The following is a 19,013-nucleotide window of genomic DNA, read 5'->3' as shown; positions in this document are numbered from 1 at the left end:
TGTGGCCTCCGGCAGCCCGCTCTATAACTTATCCAGATAATACGGAAAACCCGCACCAAACTATTATGTGGCTGCAATCGGAACCGTCGGCTGACCATGGCCGGCTACTACGACGCCCTGCTGGCGGCGCTCCCGCTCTCGCTGGTCGGGCTCGCCGGCGGCCTCTCCGTCGCCGGCGTCGATCCGACGGTGGCGCTTACGGTCGGCGGCGTCGCGGCGACCGCGCTGACCGCCCACGCCCTGTTCGTCAACGACCCAACGTCGGCCGACCGCCGCGCCGGCTACGAGTCCGCGGACTGACTCCCGGAGTCTTTTCCGCGCGTCGCCCCAACTGACGCGCGTGACCGAGACCCTGTTCCTCTCCGACAGCGACGTCGCGGGACTGGCCGACCCGGCCGACTACGTCGACGCCGTCCGCGACGCGTACCGACAGCGCGGCGAGGGCGCGCCGGCCGAACCGCGCACGAAACTGCTCAACGAGTCGCCGCCCGGGATGTTCACCGCGTACGCGGCCGTCCTCCCCGAGACGGGTGCGATGGGCGGGTACATGTACAGCGCGGGGTTCGCGGACGCCGACGCGTGGTTCGTCACGCCGCTGTTCGACGCCGACACCGGCGAACCGCTCGCGCTCATCGACGGCGCGCGCATGAACCCGTTCAAGACCGGCGCGGCGGGCGCCGTCGGCGTGGACGCGCTCGCCCGCGAGGACGCTAGCACGCTCGCAGTAATCGGCAGCGGCGCGCAAGCCCGCGGCCAGCTCCGCGCGACCGCCACGGTCCGCGACTTCGACGAGGTGCGCGTGTTCTCGCCCACCGAGGCCAACCGCGAGTCGTTCGCCGCGGACGCCGACGACTGGCTCGACGCCGACGTCGAAGCCGTCCCCTCCAGCACCGCGGCCGTCGAGGGCGCGGACGTCGTGGTCACGGCGACGAACGCCAGCGAACCCGTCTTCGACAGCGCGGACCTCGCGGACGGCGCGCACGTCACCGCGATGGGTCAGTACAACCCCGAGAAGCACGAACTCGACGCCGAAACCATCGAGCGCGCGGTGTACGTCCCGGACCTCCGCGACCGCGTCACGCAGGACGCCGGGTCGTTCCTCCACGCGCTGGAGGAGGGCGTCGTCACCGAAGACCACGTGCACGCGGAACTCGGGGACGTGGTCGCCGGGAACGCGCCCGGCCGCGTCTCCGAGGACGACGTGACCGTCTTCGACAGCGGCGGCACGGGCATCGAGACGGCCGCCGCCGCGTACATGCTCTACGAGCGCGCCAGCGAGCGCGGCCTCGGCACGGAAATCGAGTTCGCCGCGGCGAGCGACGCGCTCACCGGCGAGTAAGACGAAGGTTGAAGTACGGAAGCGGGACCAGCGGGGGCCGTGACCTGACGAGTCGCGCGGAGCGGTTCTGTGGGAGCGTGGCGGCCCGCTCCGCGACTCCGTTTCGCCACCTGTTCGCCCCGAATAGCCGCGAGAGCGCTTAGACGTACGGCGCGAGCCCGAGCGCCTCCACCAGCGGGATGCCCGCCGCGACCGCGCCCAGCAGGTAGCCGACGATGGCGCCGCCGTTCAACAGCGGGAGGCCGGCGTGCGCGCGCCCCGCGAACACCATCCGCATCAACACGAGCAGTCCCACGAGCGTCCCGACCATCGCGGTCAGCGCCGCCATCTCCACGCCGAACACGACGGGCGTGTCGAGGAAGTGCGACGCGCTCGCGACGAGAATCGTCGGCATCACGGCGTCCCCGAGCCCGATGAAGTACGCGCCGCGGTCTTCCTCGTCGACGCTCTCAAGCTGGCGCTCCTCGTTGTCCTCGTCAGTTTCCCCGGCTTCCGCTGGATCCTCGGTTGCTTCGTCGGCTTCACCGTCGCCGCCTTCGTCGAGGAACGAGTAGCCGCGCGTCGCCGGCACCACCAACACGATGGGTAGCCGGAGTTCCATCACGCCCTCCGCGAGCGTGAGCATGTGCTCGGTGCCGTAGACGCTGATGGCGTCGTAGACGGCCAGCGCCGTCAGCAACACGAGCGCCGGGAGGATGCCGAAGCTGATGCCGAACAGCGCCGCCGCGCCCATCCCGAGGATGGCGCCCGCGCTGTCGATGACCCACCACTCCGGGTAGACGTACAGCGCGACGACCAGCGCCGCGGCGGGCACGTAGGCGGCCGCGTTCACGCCCGCGACCTCAACGGCGGGGAGCACGACCCCGAAGACGTACGTCGCGATGAACCCGCTCGTGAACAGGATGAACGCGCGCAGAATCCACTGCTGGTCGTACTTGATGACCAGCAGGATGCCCGCCGTCGCGACCAGCAGGAACGCGACGTAGAAGACGCTGTTCAGGGGGTTCTGCGGGTTCTCGGTGGACTGCAGGCCGGCGCTCTGGAACGGCTCCAGTAGCGCGAGCGAGCCGAACTGCACGACGAGAAACAGCGCGACGACGCCCACGAGCACCGGGACGCCGCGCAGCGAGTCCTTCATGCCCGGGCAGTCGGCCCGCCCGTGCTTTGGCTTTGCGACTCGCCGACCTACCGGACGTACAGCGTCTGCCCGACCAGCGCCGGCAGGTGGACGCCCGCGTCGGGCGTGACCGAGAGGTACGGTCGCTCGACCGGCCCGAAGACGTCGACGACGCGCCCGACCTCGTCGAGGTTCTGGTCGACGACGGCGGCCCCGATGTCGGGGTGGGCGTCGCTCTCGCAGCGCACGACCGCGACGTTCTGCGCGGTGCGGACGACGTCGCCGGCGCGCTCCATTATTCGCGCAGCGCCGCCACGTACGCCGCGACGGCCTGCAGGAGGTCGGACTTCCCGGCGTCGTCGGCGTCCTTCACGAGGACGCGCCCGGAGTCCTCCCAGTGCTGGCGCGGGTACGCGACGTCGCGTTCGACGACCGCGTCGTAGCCGACCTGCTGGATAGCGGTCGCGACCTCGTCGACCGTCGGCTCCTCGACGGAGAGGGACTCGGGGACGCGGCGGCCCTCGCGACGCGACAGCGTCGCGTCGAAGTACGCGGGCCAGATGACGTTCTCGACCATACGCCGGCTAGCGGGTCGCGCCGTTAAACGGTATCGGACGCGTGCCCGACCGCAGGGAGGCCACGCTGAGGCGAACGGCGAACGGAGTGAGCCGTGAGCCGCGTGCTCGACCGTGGGAAGAGTACGTCACGACGAACGCGGAGCGAAGCGATGCGTGAGCCGCGTGCTCGAACGAAGTGAGACACGGGAGAAGAGCGGCGAGCGATAGCGAGCCGTGAGCCGCGCGGCCCAGGCCCGAGCAGCCGCGTGGCGCTACTCGAAGCGCCGCGCGAAGAGCGCGGCGACGAACAGCGCGAAGACGGTGGCGGGGACGCCGAAGCCGGGGACGGTCGCGCCGATGCCGCCGGCGGACACCGCCGTCGACGCGTCGCCGGCCGCCAGCGTGTACTGGCCAGCGTCCGGGAGGGTGACGTTCACCGTTCGTGACGCGGTCGCGCCCGGCGCGAGCGCCGCGTCGACGGTGGCGACTTCCTCGCCGTCGAGGGTCACGGGGACCGGGCCGGTCGCGGGCGCGTCGCCGGGGTTCGCGAGCGTCACGGTCGCGGTCACGTTCTCGCCGGGCTGGACGCGGGACTGCTCGACGGAGAGGTCGCTCACGGAGACGGTCCCGGGGTCCCTGACGTCGAGCGCGACCGTGGTCCGTCCGCCAGTCACGTTGTAGGTGCCGGCGGCGCCGACCTGTTCGTCGAGCGCGATGTCGGTGGTTTCGCCGGCCGCGAGGTTGCCGCGTGCTTCCACGAGCACGTCGCCCTCGAACGCGACGGTGGCGACGTACTCGCCTGACCGGCCGCCGTCGTTGGTCACGGACCCGACGACGGTGACGGTTTCGCCGACGTAGAGGGTCGGCGGCCGGGTGAACGTCTCGTTGCGGAACGGGCCGCTGACGCGGTACTCGCGCACGTCGAACTCCACGCGTGCGGGCTCCGTGCCGAACGCGGCGGCGTGCCGGCTGCGCGTCCACATCTCCGGCACCTCCCGGGTGCCCGTGTAGCGGTTCGCGCGCTCCTCGACCGCCGGCGTCGACGCGTCCAGCACCGCCGCCAGCACGGCCGCGTTCGTCACTGGCTCCGAGCGCTGATTCAACTCGTAGAGGACGTCGGCCATCGTCGCCGTGCTGTTGGTCGCGAGGCGCACGCGTCGGTCGATTTCACCCCAGACGAGGCTGCCCTTGAGGTAGTTGGCGCTGGACGCCCACGTCGACGGCTGCGAGAGGATGGCGTTCCGCCACGGGTCGCGCTCGCCCCGCGAGAGCTGGGCTTCGAACGCGCCGAAGGAGACGTAGCCGGTGCGCAGCGCCAGCAGGCCGGCGTAGTACTCGGCGCCGCCCTCCATCGTCCACCGTCCGCTCTCCGCCGTGCTGAACGCCTGTCTCGTGTGGACGTACTCGTGGAACCAGACGTTGCCGGCCTCGTCGAGGTTGGAGTTCGCGAGCACCCACGCGTCGTCGCCGCCGTACTCGACGCCGCGGACGCCCCAGTCGGCGCTCGTCGGCGCGGCGACGAACCAGACGTCGTCGTCACGGGCGCCGACGTGGAGCCGGTTCGACGCGGCACCGAGCGCGTCCAGCACCTCGCCGGGGGACTCCACCATCGACGCGTGCTCGGGGACGGCGAGCGTGAACTGCTGGCCGTTCGCCGTGCGCGTGTGCTCCTTGACGGGGCCGAGGTACGCGATTTCGCCGCCCGTCGAGCCCTCGCCGGCGACCGAGACGTCCTCCACGATGCTCACCGACCCCTCCTGCCCGCGGTAGCTCCACCCTGTGCGGAGTTGGGGGACGGTGACGAGCGCCCACTCGCCGACGTCGACGAACGAGTAGTCGCCGCTGGCCTGCACGGACGGGCCGCGCGAGCCGCTGGCGGTCTGGTTCGCGGGCAGCGTGAACCGCAGCGTCGCGGGGTCGGTCGTCCCGTCCCACTCGTAGCCGTCGGGGGCGTGCGTGAACGAGCCGGACTCGACGTTCTCGGCGCCCGACGGGAGCGTCACGCGCAGCGCAGTGACCGAATCGGGCACCTCGTACGTGGCGACGACGTCGATGGAGCCGGGCTCCGCGGGCGTGCGGTGGAGTTCGATGGCCTTCCGAATCGTCGAACTCTGAGCGTTCGCGGCGTCTGCCGACTCGCTGGCGGACTCACTGGCGACGTGTTCGTTCGACCCCGCGTCGGCGTTCGCGCCGACCGATTCCTGCACGGCGGCGGCGCCGGCGACCTGGGTCGCGAGGAGGGCGACGACGAGCGCGACGACCACGCGTCTCATAGTTACATCTGTGGCGCCGATACACAAAGGCGGCCCGGCCATTCCCCTACTCCGCTGTCGCGTCGCCGCCGTCGGTCACCGCGAACGGCTCGGGTTCGGCGTCGAGTGCGGCGAGCGCGTCCACGAGCCCGCCGAGTTCGACGCGCGCGCCGCCACCAGTCCGCCGGTCGCCGTCACCGACGACGACCGCCGCGGTCGCGATGTCGCGGAGCGCGTCGTTCGCGCCCCACGAGGCGGCGTCACTCGGGACGACGACCGCGTCCGCGGCGGCGACGAGGTCGCTGGCGCGGGCGACCGCCGCGTCGTCGGGCGACGAAAACGGCGGAACAGTCACTGCGTCGAACCCGAACCGGGTCGCGGTCTCGTGGTCGAGCGAGCCCTCGCTGACCGGGCCGACAGTCACGGTCGCGCCCGCGTCGGCGAGCACGCGGAGGACTGGCGCCGCGGCGTCGCCGCCGCCGAGCACGTGGACGCGCTCGTCGAGGTCGCCGTCGGCGTCCGGGAGCGGCGTGACGGTCGGGTCGCCGGTCGCGGGGTCGGTGCCGACCGCGACGCGGGCGTCGAACGCCTTGCGGACCTGCGCGGGCGTCAGCACGTCCGCCGGCAGCCCTGAGTCGAGCACGCGGCCGTCGGCGACGAGCACGAGTTCGTCGCAGTAGCGCGCCGCGAGGTCGAGGTCGTGGATGGCGGCGACGACCGCGCGGTCGGCGTCGTCGGCGAGCCCGCGCACGAGTTCGAGCGTGCGTACCTGGTGGTTGACGTCGAGGCTCGCGGTCGGCTCGTCCAGCAGGAGGACCGGGGCTTGCTGGGCGAGCGCGCGCGCCAGCAGGACGCGCTGTTTCTCCCCGCCGGACAGCGACGTGACCTCGCGGTCGGCGAACTGCGCGACCTCCGCGCGCTCCATCGCGCGCTCGACGGCCTCTGGGTCGGGGTCGGTGCCGAACCGCGGCACGTGGGCGTGGCGCCCCATCTCGACGGTCTCCCGGACGGTGAAGTCGAACCCGAGGCTCGTGTCCTGCGGGACGCTGGCGATGCGGCGGCTCGCGGCCTTCGACGGGAGTTCGTGGACGGCTTCCTCGTCCACGAGCACGGTGCCGGAGACGGGTTCGACGACGCCGTTCATCGCGCGCAGCAGCGTGGACTTCCCCGCGCCGTTCGGCCCGACGACGCCGACGAGGCGGCCGTCGCCGACGTCAGCGCTCACGGCCTCGAGAATCTGCGTGCCACCGAGCTCCACGTCCACGTCGCGGACGTCGAGGGTCACAGCGCGTGCACCTCCCGGTTCCGGAGCAGGTAGAGGAAGAACGGCGCGCCGACGAACGCCGTGACGATGCCGACGGGGAGTTCGGCGGGGCCGGCGCGCGCGAACGTGTCCGCGGCGACGAGGAACGCACCCCCGGCGAACGCCGACGTGGGGAGGAGGACGCGGTGGTCGGGTCCGACGAGCAACCGCATCACGTGCGGGACGATGAGCCCGACGAACCCGATGACGCCCGCGACGGAGACGGCGGCGGCGGTGACGACGCTGGACACCGCCAGCAGCACGCGCTTCGTGCGCTCGACTTCGACGCCGAGCGTGTGCGCGTCCTCCTCGCCGGCGAGCAGGACGTTCAGGTCGCGGGCGTACGCCAGCAACACGACGCTCCCGAGGACGACGATGGGGAGCGTGAGCTCGACGTCCGCCCAGTTGGCGAGGTGGAGGTGCCCCATCAGCCAGTACATCGCCTCGCGGATGCTGTCCCCGGAGTGGACGATGACGTACGACGTGATGGCGCCGAGGAACGTCTGCACGGCGACCCCGGCGAGCAGCAGGGTCGCGACGGGGGTGCGGCCGCCCTCGGTGGCGAGCAGGTAGACGCCGAACGCGGCGACGAGCGCGCCCGCGAACGCCGACACCTGCATCCCGAACGGGAGCAGGAGGGGGAACGCGATGGCGGTGACGGCGCCGACGGCGGCCCCCGAGGAGACGCCGATGATGGAGGGGTCGGCCATCGGATTCCGGAAGAACCCCTGCATCACGGTGCCGGCGACGGCGAGCGCGGCGCCGACGACGGCGCCGAGGACGATGCGAGGGAGCCGGATTTCGCCGACGATGAGCTGCTGCTGGGCGGGGACGGCGAACTCCAGCGGCGAGGTGTACGCGAGGTCGACGGCGAGCCACGGCACGTCGCCGACCGCGGGGACGACGACGGAGGTGACGGAGAAGGTGGCTGCAGTGGGGACGGCGAGGGCGTCCAGCGCCGCGAGCGCGACCCGGTGGAGCGGAATCCTGACCGGGCCGATGGCGGCGCTGGTGAGCATGACGGCGACGAGCGCGAGGAACGTGCCGGCGGTCCACGCGCTCGCCCGAGTGTAGACGCGCATCTGCACAACCGTAGTTTCTTTAGGCAAATACTTATTGCGTTGGCTCCGTCCTCCCCACATGCGACAGGCTGCCCCCGTCTTTGGAGTTGTACTACTGCTGTTGGCCGCCGTCGCGCCGGCCGCCGGCGCCGCGGCCGCGCCCGCCGGCGACGCCGTCGCGAACGCCGGCGCGCAGGACTTCGACTGCTCGTTCCCGGTCACCGAAACGGACGCCAGCGGCCACGATGTCACCGTCTCCGAGGAGCCCGAGCGCGTCGTCACGCTCAACCCCAGCGCCGCCCAGACGATGTGGGAGATCGGAGCCAGCGAGAAGGTCGTCGGGGTCTCCCAGTTCGCCGACTTCCTCGACGGTGCCGACGAGCGGGAGGTCGTGACCTCCGGGTCGCCGTCGGCCGTGAACGTCGAGCAGGTCGTCAGCCTCGACCCCGACCTCGTGCTCGCACCCAACACCATCGGCAACGAGACGGTCGCCCAGCTCCGGGACGCCAACCTCACCGTCTACCGGTTCGCGGCCGCCGACTCCATCGAGAGCATCTACGAGAAGACCGAGCTCACCGGCCAGCTCACCGGCGAGTGCGAGGGCGCCGCAGAGACAGTCTCCGAGATGCGCGACCGCGTCCAGACCGTCGAAGCGGCCGTCGAGGGCGAGGACGAGCCCAGCGTCTTCTACGACATGGGCGCCCGGTTCACGCCCGGCCCGAACACGTTCATCGGGCAGGTCATCGACCGCGCGGGCGGCCACAACATCGCGGCCGACGCCAACACCACTCGGTCGTACCCACAGCTCTCCGCGGAGTTCATCGTCAAGCAGGACCCCGAGTTCCTCGTCGTGAGCGCGCTCCCCGAACAGCTCGGCAACGACAGCCGGTCGTACATCGCCGAGGGGTCGGTGCTGCGGAACACGACCGCCTTCGAGGAGGGCAACATCGTCGTCGTGGACAGCAACCACGTCAGCCAGCCCGCGCCCCGCGTCGTCGAGCCGATGACGCAGATGGCGCAGGCGTTCCACCCCGACGCGTACGCGGCAGCGAACGCGACGACGACCGCGACCACGCAGGAACCGACCGCGACTGAGACCGCCACCGAGACGACGACCCAGACGACGGGCACAACCATCCCCGGCTTCGGCATCCCCGCCGCCGTCGTCGCCGCGCTCGGCGCCGCGCTGCTCGCCACCCGCCGCCAGTAACGCGACCGCCGTTTTCGCGCCGGCGAGCGCACTGATTATCACGCTCGACCGAGAACACCGCGTGTGACTCGACGCGTCCTCGCCGTGCTCGCCGTCGTCGCGCTCGCCGCCAGCGCCGGCTGCGTCGGCCCGCTCACCGGCGACCAGCAGCCCGCGGACAGCCGGTCGGCGACGGTCGTCGACGTCGTGGACGGCGACACCGTGGACGTGCGGTTCGCGGACGGCACCGAAGACACGGTTCGCCTGCTCGGCGTGGACACGCCCGAAGTCCACACCGAGGTCTCGCCCGGCGAGTTCGAGGGCGTCCCGGACACCGAGGCCGGGCGCTCGTGCCTGCGGTCGTGGGGCGAGCGCGCCAGCGAGTACGCCACCGACCGGCTCGCCGGCGAGTCCGTGACCATCGAGTTCGACGCGGAGAGCGACCGCCGCGGCGGCTACGACAGACTGCTCGCGTACGTGGTCGTCGAGAATCAGTCGTTCAACCGCGCGCTCCTCTCGGAGGGGTACGCCCGGCTCTACGACAGCGAGTTCACGCAGCGCGACGACTACGCCGCCGTCGAGCAGCGGGCGCGCGCGAACGCCACCGGGCTCTGGGCGTGCGCGAGCTAGACAAGGCTTATTCTGCACGCGCCGGCAGTTCCGGACGTGACGGGACGACTCCGCGACGCCGTCGCGCGCCGGCTCGGCGTGGACACGCGCGCGCTGGCCGCCTTTCGCGTGGCGCTGGCGGCCATCGTGCTCGCGGACCTCGCGCTGCGCACGCGGTTCCTCCGCGCGTTCTACACGGATGCCGGCATCTACCCGCGGTCGCTGCTCTTCGAGCAGTACGGCGCGCTCGCGCGCCTCTCCGTACACGCGCTCTCCGGCGGTCCGTGGCTGCAGGCCGCGCTCTTCCTCGCGACCGCCGTCGCCGCGCTGGCGATGCTCGCGGGCTACCGGACGACGCTGGCGACGCTCGTGACCGGGCTGCTCGTCGGGTCGCTGCACCTCCGGAACCCGCTCGTGTTGAACAGCGGCGACACGCTCCTCCGGATGCTGTTGTTCTGGGCGGTCTTCGCGCCGCTCGGCGAGCGCTGGTCCGTAGACGCGCTCCGGGCCGAGAGCCCTCCCCGAGGGCGCGTCCTCGGCGTCGCGACCACCGGACTGCTCGCGCAGGTGGTCGTCGTCTACAGCGTGAACGCCGTGCTGAAGCTCCGCGGCGACGTCTGGCTGTCCGGCGAGGCGGTCCGGCAGGTCCTCGAACTGGACATGTTCACGGTCCTGCTGGGCGACGCGCTCGCCGAGTTCCCCGCGCTCGTCGTCGCGTTCGACCACCTCTGGCTCGCCGCGCTGGCCGGGTCCGTGCTCCTCGTCGTCCTCACGGGCTGGCCGCGCGCGGGCTTTGCCGCGCTGTTCGCCGCGATGCACGCCGGGATGTTCGTTTCGATGCAGCTGGCGGTGTTCCCGCTGGTCTCCATCGCGGCGCTCCTGCCGTTCCTCCCGCGGGCGGTCTGGGACCGTGCGCCCGGCTGGCGGGCGGTCCCCGGAGTACGTGACCTCCCGCTGAACGAGTACGCGCGTAGCATCGAGCGCGCGCTCCCCGCGCTCGCATTGCCGTCGCTGCCGCCGCGCGTCGTCCACCTGAAGGACCGCGCCGTCCCGGCACTGCTCGCGGTCGGCCTCGCCGTCCTGCTCGTCTGGAACGTCGCGACGGTCGCGCCCGCCGACGTGCCCGAGGTCGGGCCGGTCGACGACCAGCCCGAGCCCCGGTGGTCGATGTTCGCGCCGACGCCGCTGGCCACCGACCTCTGGGTGGTCGCGCCAGCGACCCTCGACGACGGGAGCAGCGTGGACGCCTTCCACGGCGGTCCCGTGACGTGGGACGAGCCGCCCGACGTCGCGGGGAGCTACCCGAGTTCGCGCTGGCGGAAGTACACCGCGAACGTCCGCCGGCTGGACGACCTGGCGGTCAGCAACGCGTTCGCGGACTACCTCTGCACGCGGTGGAACGACAGCCACGACACCGACCTCACGTCCGTCGAGGTGTTCGTGGTCGAACAGCCGGTGAATCTAGACGGCCCTGACCCGACGGAGCGCGTCGAACTCGCGGCGAAAAACTGCTCGGCCTAGTAGGGGACGGCGTACAGCGCGGCGGCGAGGAACGGAATCAACAGCAGCAGCATCGCGACCGCGTACCCGAACATCTCGCGGGCCTTGACGCCGGTGATGGCGAGCAGCGGGAGCGCCCAGAACGGGTTCAGGAGGTTCGTGTGCGCGTCGCCGACCGCGTACGCGATAGTCGCCTTCCCGACGGGCACGCCGAGGTCTTGGGCCGCGGCGATAATCGACGGCCCGAGGACGATCCACTCGCCGCCGCCCGAGGGCACGAAGAGGTTGACGGCGGAGCCGACGAGCCACGCGACGACCGGGAACGTCGCCTGCGTGGAGACGTCCAGCAGCGTCTGCGCGAACGTCTCCGAGAGCCCAGAGGCGTTCATCATCCCCTGAATCCCCGCGAAGAACGGGAACAGTAGGATGATACCGGCCGCCGACTCGGCGGCCTCGCCGAACCGCTCGCGGTACAGCGACGGCCGCTGGTAGATGGCGAGCCCGGCGAACAGGAACCCGAAGTTCACGACGTTCAGCGTGAGCGCGTCGAGGCCGTCGGTCGCGAACAGGTACGCGACGTACGCGACGCCCGTCAGCGCGATGACGCCGCCGAGCACGCGGCTGTTGTCGATGCGCTCGGCGGGGCTGGCCGTCCCGCCGTCCGGAGTCGGTTCCGGCGACTCGCCGCCGTCCGTCGTGGAGTCCGCGAGCTCGCTCTCGTCCACGTAGTCCGTGATGGGACTCGCGCGCTTCGGCGACGGCGAGAGGAGGTAGAGCATCCCCGCCGCGAACAGGATGGAGAGGGCGGTCAGCGCGAGCGCGTACGAGCTGAAGATGGTCTGCGTGGTCGGGACGACGCCGTCGATGACGCCGGCCTCGATGAAGTCGTTGCCGGGCGTCGCGAGCGCGAGCGGCGCCGACCCGGACAGCCCCCAGTGCCACGTCAGCCCGAGCCCCATGTAGCCGGCGACCGCCAGCAGCGGGTAGTGGACGTCGATGCCCTTCTCGTGGGCGGTCTTGCCCATCTCGCGGGCGAAGATGGCGCCGAGGATGAGGCTGAACCCCCAGTGGACCCACGCGATGCCCATCGAGAACACGCCGACGAGCGCGGCCGCCTGCCCGGGCGAGCGCGGCAGTTCGGTGAGCTTCTGGAGGAGCGCGTTCACGCGCGGGTGGTACGCGATGACGAACCCCGTCATGAGGATGAGCGTCATCTGCATCGCGAAGCTCAGGAACGCCCAGAAGCCGTCGAACCAGAACCCCACCATCTCGGCGGGGCCGGCGCCTTCGACGGCGATGCCCGCGGCGAAGACGACGTAGCTCAACAGGATGGCGAACAGGAACGGGCTCGGCATCCAGCGCTCGACGACGCCGGCGAGCCGGTGGCCCAGCCGCTCGAAGGCGTTGCCGCCCGACTGCCCCGTGTCTCGTGATGACATACCGAAAGCAACCACTAACACGAGTATAATAAATGTAAGGGATATAAGGGCGGGTCACACCCGCTCGACCGCCACTGGTGTCGGCCTTGACACGCTCTGCCGGCCGTCCCGGCGAAAGCGACCCGACCAAACATACGCGAACCACGACGTCGGCGCGGGCGACGCGCGGCGTTCGGACGAACACCTAAGAGCCGTCCCGCCCTCCGTCCGGACGATGCCACGAGTCGACCGACTGCGCGTCTACCCCGTGAAGGGGCTGGACGGCGTCGAAGTCGAGGCAGCCGACGTGCTGCCAGGTGGGACGCTCGCCGACGACCGCACGTACGCGCTGTTCGACGCAGAGGGGGACGTCGTCAACGGCAAGCGAACCGCGCGCGTCCACGACCTCGACACCGACTTCGACCGCGACACCCACGAGTTCACCGTCGAAACGCCCGACGGAACGGTCGAACGATTCGACCTCGACGACGACCCCGGCCGCGCCGAGGCGTGGTTCTCGGAGTTCTTCGACCTCGACCTCGCGCTCGAACGCGACGACGAACTCGGCTACGTCGACCGCCGCGAGATGGGGCCGTCCGTCGTCAGCACCGCCACCCTCCGCGAGGTCGCGTCGTGGTTCGACGACCTCACCGTCGACGGCGTGCGCCGGCGCCTCCGCGCGAACGTCGAAGTCGCCGGCGTCCCCGCGTTCTGGGAGGACCGCTTCGTCGGCGACGACGCCCCGGGCTTCGAGGCCGGCGGCGTGCGCTTCGAGGGCGTCACGCCCTGCGGGCGCTGCGTCGTCCCCAGCCGCGACCCCGACACCGGCGACCCCACGCCGGAGTTCCGCGAGACGTTCGTCCAGCGACGACAGGAGACGTTCCCCGAGTTCGCCGACGAGGACGCCTTCGACCACTTCTACACGCTGATGCTCATCTCTCGGGTGCCGGAGGAGAGCCGCGGGCAGACGCTGACAGTCGGGGACGACGTGCGGGAAGACTGACCGCCGAGAACTGTTCGTGAGCGCGCCCGGCCCGGTCAGAGCTTCGCTTCGACCCACTCGCGGGCCGCTTCGAGGCTGTCAGGCATCTCCGTCGGGTCCAGCACGTAACACTCGCAGAACGGCTCGCCGCGGTAGTAGCGACTGAGCTTGTCCGAGACGACCGCCTTCGTCGGATTCGTCTCGACTTCGACCGCGAACGGCGGCTCGTCGAGTCCGTACGCGACGACGTCGATTTCGCCGACGCCGTCCTTCACGACCTCGGTGTCGACGCGGTACCCCCTATCGCGGAGCACCTTCGCGACCAGCGTCTTCGCGACGAGGTGTCGGTCCGTCTCGCTCCCGGAGTTGAACGCCACGGCGTCCCGCTTGCTGACCTGCCAGCCGGCGTCCTGCAGGTCCTTGCGGCCGTCGTACTCGTCGTGGTGGCGCTTGTTGTTCACTGGTGGCCTCCCCGGGCGTCGCCGAACAGTGAGTCCCGAGCGTCGTTTATCAAGCGGTTCGCATACACGACTCCCCGATAGTCGCGCGGCCGCTATCCCGGTTCCGGTCCGACGAGCGCCCCGGTTAGACGGCGCTCACGCTCGGCGCGTAGAAATCAGAGAACGGGATGCAGGCTTCGAGCCCGCGTCGTAGAGCCGGTAAAGGGATTTGAACCCTTGGCCTATTCCTTACGAAGGAATCGCTCTACCAGTCTGAGCTATACCGGCGCACTTCGCGTACTTCCTCGTAGCCGGATTCGAGAAATAAGCCTTGCGAATCACCGGCGCGTCAGCCGGGCGTCCACGACGACGTTGAACTCGTGGGGCGCGTACGACCGCACGGTGCGCTCGTTCTCAATTGTGACGTCGTACTCGGGCTCGGCGGCCTCCCGGATGGCGGCTTCACAGGGATCGTACAGGTCGTCCTCGTGCTGGAAGTCGTAGAAGTGAATCACGCAGTCCTCGCCGGCGAGCGCGACGGCGGTGTCGAGGAACTCGTCGGCGGTGTGGGGGAGGTTCATCACGATGCGGTCCGCCCAGTCCTCGTACTCGTCGGCGGTCTCCCTCACGTCTCCGGCGATGGCGGTCACGTCCTCGCTCACGCCGTTTCGCTCTGCGTTCCGCCGAAGGTACTCGATTGCGTCCTCGTTGATGTCCGTCGCGACGACCTCCGCGCCCACTTTCGCCATCGGGACGGCGTATGGGCCGACGCCCGCGAACATATCGAAGGCGTGTTCGCGGCTCACGGGTCCTCCATCCCCGTTTTCTCGCGGGCGCTGCCCGCTCGAATGGTCTGAGGGACCCTGTCCCTCGCCACTCTCCCCGTCCGCGGTCTCACTGCGTTCGGCCGCGCGCTCCTGGACTTGCTCGACGACGCGGTGACGCTCGGTCGCGAGCCGCGGCGAGAAGTACACCGTCGCGAGGTCGAGTTCGAACTCGCAGCCGTACTCCGTGTGGACCGTCTCGGTGCCGTCCCCGGCGACGACGTCCCAGTCGCGGACGCGCTCGGTGCCTTTCACCTTCGAGGCGCGGTTGACGACCGTCTTCGCGCGGACGTCCGAGGCCATCACCGCGTCGGCGATTTTGCGGGCGCGCTCCGGGGAGTCCTCGTCGAGGATGACGACGTCGCCGAGGCGCTCGTAGGTCGGTTCGAACCCCAGAATCTCGGCGGGCGTCGTCGGCGTCTCGCGCTCGGGCGCGTCGAACTCCACGACCGCGAGGTCCTCGGGCACCGCGTCCGGGTCGCTGACGGGGACGTAGAGGTCGCCGTCGCTGGCCGTGATGGCGTACTCGTCGACGAGGAGGTCCGCTTCGGCGAGCCTCCGGCGCGTGGCTTCGCCGTCCTCGGTGGGGACGCGGACACACGGCACTGACATGCCCGGGAGTCGGGCGGGCGCGGCCTTACCCGTGTCGCTTGCGTCCCGAAACCCCTACGACGGCGCGCGCGCTATCGCGGGTATGCTCACGTTCGTCGGGCTCGGTCTCTACGACGAGCGCTCGGTCACGGTCGCTGGCGCCGACGCCATCGCGGCCGCCGACCGCGCGTTCGCGGAGTTCTACACCAGCAAACTCGTCGGCGCGGACGTCGCCGACCTCGAAGCCTACCACGACACCGACGTCGAGGTGCGGGACCGCGCGGGCGTCGAACAGGACCCCGAGCCGATTCTCGCGGCCGCCGAGTCCGGCGACTGCGTCTTCCTCACTGCGGGGGACACGATGATTTCGACGACGCACGTCGATTTGCGGCTGCGCGCCGAGGAGCGCGGCATCGACACGCGCGTGATTCACGCCCCCACCGCTGAATCCGCGGCGTCCAGTCTCACGGGCCTCCAGAACTACCGCTTCGGGAAGGCGACGACGCTCCCCTTCGAGTGGGCGCACGGCGCGGACGGCGTGCCGAGTTCGGTCGTCGAGACCGTCGAGGACAACCGCCAGCGCGGTCTGCACACGCTCTGTTATCTGGACATCAAGGTCGACCACCCGCGCGTGGACGGTGACGAGTACATGACCGCGAGCCACGCCGCCGGCCTGCTCGCCGAGCACTGGGACGCGGACGCGCTCGGCGTGGTCGTCGCGCGTGCGGGAGCGCCCGACGCGACCGTCCGCGCGGACCGCCTCGGCGCGCTCGCGGAGATGGACTTCGGGGAGCCGCTGCACCTGCTCGTGATTCCGGGCGACCTCCACCACGTCGAGACGGACGCGCTCGCGGGGCTCGCCGACGCGCCCGCGGACGCGCTCGACGAGTACCGCGACTAACGGTCCGAGGGCGTGTGCTCGTCGTCACCGACGAGCGCGTACTTCAGGTCCACGACGGGACTGCCGTCGACCATGTCCACGCCGGCGACGTCCAGCGTGCCGGCCTCGCTATCGACGGCGAGCACGTCGCAGGTCGTCACACAGACCGGGTTCGGGCGGGCCGGCGACCGCGTCGTGAACACGCCACGGTTGCCGCCGCGGACGCGCAGCACGGAGCGGTCGGCGTCGTCGGCCCACCACACTACGTCTATCGTGTGACCGGTGTCGAGGCCCGTCAGCGCCGCGCGGTACTGCTCGGCGACGTGGACGGTCCCAGTCGCGTCACCGAGGAATCCCTGCCGGGGCGCGTCCTCGCGGGACGCGTACGGCGTCTCCACGCGGCCGATTCGCTCGCAGTCCATACCGGCGCTACCGTGCGGCCGGAGAAAAACGGGCGGGCACGGACCCGCGATGTGGGAACATCAGTCCTCGCGGTCGACCGGCGACTCCGCGGGGTTCAGGACCTCGATTTCGTGGCCGTCAGGGTCCTTCGTGAACGCATAGTCGTAGTCACAGGACTCGGGGTCGCGGTAGTCCTCGGCCTCGCGCTCGACGAGCGTCTCCCAGTCGTCGACGAGGTCGTCCGTGCGCACGGCGAGGTGGCCCCACGAGTCACCGAACTCGTACGTGCGGCCGTCGTAGTTGTACGTGAGTTCGACCGCCATCGCCTCGTCGGCGGCACCCTCGGGCTTCATGAAGTAGTTCGCGAACGTGTCCGCCTCCCAGCGGCCCGTGTGCTCGTACTCGAACTTCCGCGTCCAGAACCCGAGCTGTTCGTCGGCGTCCTCGACGCGAATCATCGTGTGGTCGAGGCTCCACTTCGCGCCGTGGTCGCGCTCGACGATTTCGACCTCGTGGCCGTCGGGGTCTTTCACGAACGCGTACGACCCGCCGCAGGAGTCGGGGTCGCGGTAGTCCTCGACGCCCTCGTCCATCAGTTCCTCGTAGGCGTCGTAGACGTCCTCGACGCGTACGGCGATGTGGCCCCACGCGTCGCCGAGGTCGTACTCGTCGGTGTCGTGGTTGTACGTCAGTTCCAGCAGCGCGCCCTCCTCGTGGACGTCCTCGGGACCGAGGTAGACGATGTCGAACGTGTCGGCCTCCCAGCGGCCGTATTCGACGTAGTCGAGGTGGGTCTTGTACCAGTCGAGGCTCGCGTCGAGGTCGCCGACGCGCATCATCACGTGGTCGAGTACGAACTCGCTCATGTGCGAGGGATGCAGGGGCGCGTCGAAAAGCGTACCGAACGCGGAAGCGTCCGCTCCCGGTCACTCGCCGAGCAGCGCGTCCCCGTACCCCACCCAGACGGCCGCCCACAGCCACAGCGCGCCCACCGGGAGCGCGAGAATCGTCGGCTCGCGGGACAGCGAGAGCCCCAGTAGGCCGACGTCCACGCCCGTGAGGAAGAGCAAGCCCGCGGGTATCCGCGCATCGAAGCCGACGACGTGGTCGAGGACTGCTGTTGCGAGCGCGGCCCCGTACAGCAGCGTCGCCGTCGGCCACGCGGTCAGCCGCGGCGGGACGCTCTCGACGCGAGCGAGGTACGCCGGGAGCGACGTGAACGAGAACGGGTCGAAGTGGAGGAAGCCGACGGAGAACATCGGGTACCAGCCGCCGTCGAACGTGACAGCCACCCACGGGAGCGCGCCCGCGAGCACGACCGCCGCGAGCCGCCAGCGGGTGCTCGCCACGCTACCGCCGCGCGACCACGCGCATGACGTCCTCGTCTTCGAGCACGTGGTCGCGGCCGACCTGCTGGTCGTCGTGCTGTGCGGACGGCCCGGACACGCGCGCGAACCGGAAGCGCTCGTCGAGCGTGCCGCCGAGCTTCTGGAGGGCGTCGTCGACGGTGTCGCCGCGTCGGATGACCAGCGGCTCCTCGTAGTCGACGCCGCGACCCGGCTTGTCCATGTAGACGCGGATGAGGCCCAGTTCCTCCCACATCTTCTCCTTGAGGGCGTCCAGGCCCTTCTCCTCCTCCGCTGAGATGAAGACGGCTTCCTCGGGGTCGATGTCGTGCTCGCGGAGCTTGGACTTCATCGTCTCCGCGTAGGAGGGCTCGATGAGGTCGACCTTGTTCACCGCGACCAGCGACGGCATGTAGACGCGGTTGTCCATCACGCCGTCCACGAGTTCGTCGATGTCGGGGTTGCCGCGGATGGTGACGTCCGCGTTCACGAACCCGTGCGCGCGGAGCACGTCCTTGACCGTCCCCTCGTCGAGTTCGAGGTCGCCGGAGGTGTTGACGTCGATGCCGTCCTTGCCCTTCCGGCGGACGGTGATGGAGGGCGGCTCCTCGTCGACGCGGATGTTGACGTTGTAGAGTTCCTCGTAGAGGCGCTCGTACTGCTCGATTTCGAACGCGGACAGCATGAAGATGACGAGGTCCGCCGCGCGAATCACCGACAGAATCTCCTTGCCGCCGCCGCGGCCGCCCGCGGCGCCCTCGATGAGCCCCGGCACGTCCAGCAGTTGGATGTTCGCGCCGCGGTACTCCAGCATCCCGGGGTTGACGTCCAGCGTCGTGAACTCGTAGGAGCCGACCTCGCTGTCGGCGTTCGTCATCGCGTTGATGAGCGAGGACTTGCCGACCGAGGGGAAGCCCACGAGCGCGACCGTGGCGTCGCCGTGCTGTTCGACGGCGTAGCCGCCACCGCCGCTGCCGCCGGACTGCTGTTTCTCCAGTTTCTCTTTCTTCTCGGCGAGCTTCGCCTTCAGACGGCCGATGTGGGCCTCGGTGGACTTGTTGTAGGGCGTCTCCGAGATTTCTTCTTCGAGCTGTTCGATTTCCTCCTCCAGACCCATTACCCTGGAGTAGGCTGCTGCCGCCGAAAAGCGCTTTCCCTCCCGTCCGAGGGGGATTGTTTTCGACACGTTCATACTCCGTCTCA

General features: G+C 70.4%; 20 protein-coding genes and 1 tRNA gene. 7 read left to right on the top strand and 14 right to left on the bottom strand.

The annotated features are described in order from the left end of the window. Window positions 1-96: 96 nt before the first annotated feature. Both HHUB_RS06340 and HHUB_RS06335 read left to right on the top strand, forming a co-directional pair. The gene (locus HHUB_RS06340) at window positions 97-300 is read left to right on the top strand and encodes a hypothetical protein (protein ID WP_059056740.1); all 204 of its coding nucleotides are present in this window, start codon (window positions 97-99) and stop codon (window positions 298-300) included. A 40-nt stretch (window positions 301-340) separates the two neighbouring features. Further along, the gene (locus HHUB_RS06335) at window positions 341-1,339 is read left to right on the top strand and encodes an ornithine cyclodeaminase family protein (RefSeq protein WP_059056739.1); all 999 of its coding nucleotides are present in this window, start codon (window positions 341-343) and stop codon (window positions 1,337-1,339) included. Window positions 1,340-1,478: 139 nt separating this feature from the next. Here HHUB_RS06335 and HHUB_RS06330 read toward each other — a convergent pair whose 3' ends face one another. From HHUB_RS06330 to btuC, 6 genes are all read right to left on the bottom strand, one after another. Beyond that, on the bottom strand, window positions 1,479-2,477 hold the full coding sequence (locus HHUB_RS06330; RefSeq protein ID WP_059056738.1) for a presenilin family intramembrane aspartyl protease PSH: 999 nt from the start codon (window positions 2,475-2,477) through the stop codon (window positions 1,479-1,481). A gap of 47 nt (window positions 2,478-2,524) precedes the next feature. Beyond that, a complete protein-coding gene (locus tag HHUB_RS06325; RefSeq protein ID WP_059056737.1) occupies window positions 2,525-2,752 on the bottom strand; it encodes an H/ACA ribonucleoprotein complex subunit GAR1 in 228 nt (75 codons plus the stop codon). Continuing rightward, a complete protein-coding gene (gene srp19 / locus HHUB_RS06320; RefSeq protein WP_059056736.1) occupies window positions 2,752-3,033 on the bottom strand; it encodes a signal recognition particle subunit SRP19 in 282 nt (93 codons plus the stop codon). The genes HHUB_RS06325 and srp19 overlap by 1 nt, the downstream gene beginning before the upstream one ends. Window positions 3,034-3,285: 252 nt before the next feature. Then, a complete protein-coding gene (locus HHUB_RS06315; RefSeq protein ID WP_059056735.1) occupies window positions 3,286-5,286 on the bottom strand; it encodes a CARDB domain-containing protein in 2,001 nt (666 codons plus the stop codon). Between the two features lie 46 nt (window positions 5,287-5,332). Beyond that, window positions 5,333-6,550, bottom strand: coding sequence for an ATP-binding cassette domain-containing protein (locus HHUB_RS06310; protein WP_059056734.1), 1,218 nt, complete (start codon window positions 6,548-6,550; stop codon window positions 5,333-5,335). Continuing rightward, the gene (gene btuC / locus HHUB_RS06305) at window positions 6,547-7,650 is read right to left on the bottom strand and encodes a vitamin B12 ABC transporter permease BtuC (protein ID WP_059056733.1); all 1,104 of its coding nucleotides are present in this window, start codon (window positions 7,648-7,650) and stop codon (window positions 6,547-6,549) included. The genes HHUB_RS06310 and btuC overlap by 4 nt, the downstream gene beginning before the upstream one ends. A 58-nt stretch (window positions 7,651-7,708) precedes the next feature. Here btuC and HHUB_RS06300 point away from each other — a divergent pair, with 58 nt between their 5' ends. The 3 genes from HHUB_RS06300 (at window position 7,709) to HHUB_RS06290 (ending at window position 10,948) form a co-directional block, all read left to right on the top strand. After that, window positions 7,709-8,839, top strand: a complete 1,131-nt coding sequence (locus HHUB_RS06300; protein ID WP_082687186.1) for a PGF-CTERM-anchored ABC transporter substrate-binding protein — start codon at window positions 7,709-7,711, stop codon at window positions 8,837-8,839. A gap of 63 nt (window positions 8,840-8,902) precedes the next feature. Next, on the top strand, window positions 8,903-9,448 hold the full coding sequence (locus tag HHUB_RS06295) for a thermonuclease family protein (RefSeq protein WP_059056731.1): 546 nt from the start codon (window positions 8,903-8,905) through the stop codon (window positions 9,446-9,448). Window positions 9,449-9,484: 36 nt separating this feature from the next. Continuing rightward, window positions 9,485-10,948: an HTTM domain-containing protein gene (locus tag HHUB_RS06290; RefSeq protein ID WP_059056730.1), complete on the top strand. Its 1,464-nt coding sequence runs from the start codon at window positions 9,485-9,487 to the stop codon at window positions 10,946-10,948. Here the strand turns inward: HHUB_RS06290 and HHUB_RS06285 are convergent. Beyond that, window positions 10,945-12,366, bottom strand: a complete 1,422-nt coding sequence (locus tag HHUB_RS06285; RefSeq protein WP_059056729.1) for a short-chain fatty acid transporter — start codon at window positions 12,364-12,366, stop codon at window positions 10,945-10,947. The two genes, HHUB_RS06290 and HHUB_RS06285, sit on opposite strands and share 4 nt — an antisense overlap. A 214-nt stretch (window positions 12,367-12,580) precedes the next feature. Here HHUB_RS06285 and HHUB_RS06280 point away from each other — a divergent pair, with 214 nt between their 5' ends. Beyond that, on the top strand, window positions 12,581-13,348 hold the full coding sequence (locus HHUB_RS06280) for an MOSC domain-containing protein (RefSeq protein ID WP_059056728.1): 768 nt from the start codon (window positions 12,581-12,583) through the stop codon (window positions 13,346-13,348). Window positions 13,349-13,383: 35 nt separating this feature from the next. Here HHUB_RS06280 and HHUB_RS06275 read toward each other — a convergent pair whose 3' ends face one another. The 3 genes from HHUB_RS06275 to HHUB_RS06265 form a co-directional block, all read right to left on the bottom strand. Next, window positions 13,384-13,788 (bottom strand): hypothetical protein, encoded by a 405-nt coding sequence (locus HHUB_RS06275; RefSeq protein WP_059056727.1) that lies wholly within the window; start codon window positions 13,786-13,788, stop codon window positions 13,384-13,386. Between the two features lie 193 nt (window positions 13,789-13,981). Next, window positions 13,982-14,055: transfer RNA gene (locus tag HHUB_RS06270), tRNA-Thr, on the bottom strand. 50 nt (window positions 14,056-14,105) lie between these two features. Further along, window positions 14,106-15,203: a class I SAM-dependent methyltransferase gene (locus HHUB_RS06265; RefSeq protein ID WP_059056726.1), complete on the bottom strand. Its 1,098-nt coding sequence runs from the start codon at window positions 15,201-15,203 to the stop codon at window positions 14,106-14,108. A gap of 82 nt (window positions 15,204-15,285) precedes the next feature. Here HHUB_RS06265 and dph5 point away from each other — a divergent pair, with 82 nt between their 5' ends. Next, window positions 15,286-16,083 carry a diphthine synthase gene (gene dph5, locus HHUB_RS06260; protein WP_059056725.1) on the top strand — a complete coding sequence of 266 codons (798 nt, stop codon included), beginning with the start codon at window positions 15,286-15,288 and terminating at the stop codon, window positions 16,081-16,083. Here dph5 and tsaA read toward each other — a convergent pair. The 4 genes from tsaA to HHUB_RS06240 are packed head-to-tail and all read right to left on the bottom strand — an operon-like array spanning window position 16,080 to window position 18,927. Next, window positions 16,080-16,484: a tRNA (N6-threonylcarbamoyladenosine(37)-N6)-methyltransferase TrmO gene (gene tsaA, locus HHUB_RS06255; protein WP_059056724.1), complete on the bottom strand. Its 405-nt coding sequence runs from the start codon at window positions 16,482-16,484 to the stop codon at window positions 16,080-16,082. The genes dph5 and tsaA overlap by 4 nt on opposite strands. 60 nt (window positions 16,485-16,544) lie before the next feature. Then, window positions 16,545-17,330 (bottom strand): VOC family protein, encoded by a 786-nt coding sequence (locus tag HHUB_RS06250; protein WP_059056723.1) that lies wholly within the window; start codon window positions 17,328-17,330, stop codon window positions 16,545-16,547. 60 nt (window positions 17,331-17,390) lie between these two features. Beyond that, on the bottom strand, window positions 17,391-17,813 hold the full coding sequence (locus tag HHUB_RS06245; protein ID WP_059056722.1) for a hypothetical protein: 423 nt from the start codon (window positions 17,811-17,813) through the stop codon (window positions 17,391-17,393). A 1-nt stretch (window position 17,814) separates the two neighbouring features. After that, entirely contained in the window at window positions 17,815-18,927 is a 1,113-nt protein-coding gene (locus HHUB_RS06240) for an OBG GTPase family GTP-binding protein (protein ID WP_059056721.1), read from the bottom strand. Between the last annotated feature and the right edge of the window lie 86 nt (window positions 18,928-19,013).

The sequence above is a fragment of the Halobacterium hubeiense genome, assembly GCF_001488575.1.
Classification (GTDB): Archaea; Halobacteriota; Halobacteria; order Halobacteriales; family Halobacteriaceae; genus Halobacterium; species Halobacterium hubeiense.
The sequence above is the reverse complement of the archived record's forward strand: the minus strand, read 5'-3'. Positions and strand labels throughout refer to the sequence as shown.

What these genes read in the sequence shown, in the direction of transcription:
- HHUB_RS06330 (WP_059056738.1), bottom strand. Translation starts at nt 2,477, where the DNA reads ATGAAGGACTCGCTGCGCGGCGTCCCGGTGCTCGTGGGCGTCGTCGCG.
- HHUB_RS06325 (WP_059056737.1), bottom strand. Translation starts at nt 2,752, where the DNA reads ATGGAGCGCGCCGGCGACGTCGTCCGCACCGCGCAGAACGTCGCGGTC.
- HHUB_RS06300 (WP_082687186.1), top strand. Translation starts at nt 7,709, where the DNA reads ATGCGACAGGCTGCCCCCGTCTTTGGAGTTGTACTACTGCTGTTGGCC.
- HHUB_RS06240 (WP_059056721.1), bottom strand. Translation starts at nt 18,927, where the DNA reads ATGGGTCTGGAGGAGGAAATCGAACAGCTCGAAGAAGAAATCTCGGAG.
- dph5 (WP_059056725.1), top strand. Translation starts at nt 15,286, where the DNA reads ATGCTCACGTTCGTCGGGCTCGGTCTCTACGACGAGCGCTCGGTCACG.
- HHUB_RS06340 (WP_059056740.1), top strand. Translation starts at nt 97, where the DNA reads ATGGCCGGCTACTACGACGCCCTGCTGGCGGCGCTCCCGCTCTCGCTG.
- srp19 (WP_059056736.1), bottom strand. Translation starts at nt 3,033, where the DNA reads ATGGTCGAGAACGTCATCTGGCCCGCGTACTTCGACGCGACGCTGTCG.
- btuC (WP_059056733.1), bottom strand. Translation starts at nt 7,650, where the DNA reads ATGCGCGTCTACACTCGGGCGAGCGCGTGGACCGCCGGCACGTTCCTC.
- HHUB_RS06280 (WP_059056728.1), top strand. Translation starts at nt 12,581, where the DNA reads ATGCCACGAGTCGACCGACTGCGCGTCTACCCCGTGAAGGGGCTGGAC.
- HHUB_RS06315 (WP_059056735.1), bottom strand. Translation starts at nt 5,286, where the DNA reads ATGAGACGCGTGGTCGTCGCGCTCGTCGTCGCCCTCCTCGCGACCCAG.
- HHUB_RS06265 (WP_059056726.1), bottom strand. Translation starts at nt 15,203, where the DNA reads ATGTCAGTGCCGTGTGTCCGCGTCCCCACCGAGGACGGCGAAGCCACG.
- HHUB_RS06285 (WP_059056729.1), bottom strand. Translation starts at nt 12,366, where the DNA reads ATGTCATCACGAGACACGGGGCAGTCGGGCGGCAACGCCTTCGAGCGG.
- tsaA (WP_059056724.1), bottom strand. Translation starts at nt 16,484, where the DNA reads ATGGACTGCGAGCGAATCGGCCGCGTGGAGACGCCGTACGCGTCCCGC.
- HHUB_RS06250 (WP_059056723.1), bottom strand. Translation starts at nt 17,330, where the DNA reads ATGAGCGAGTTCGTACTCGACCACGTGATGATGCGCGTCGGCGACCTC.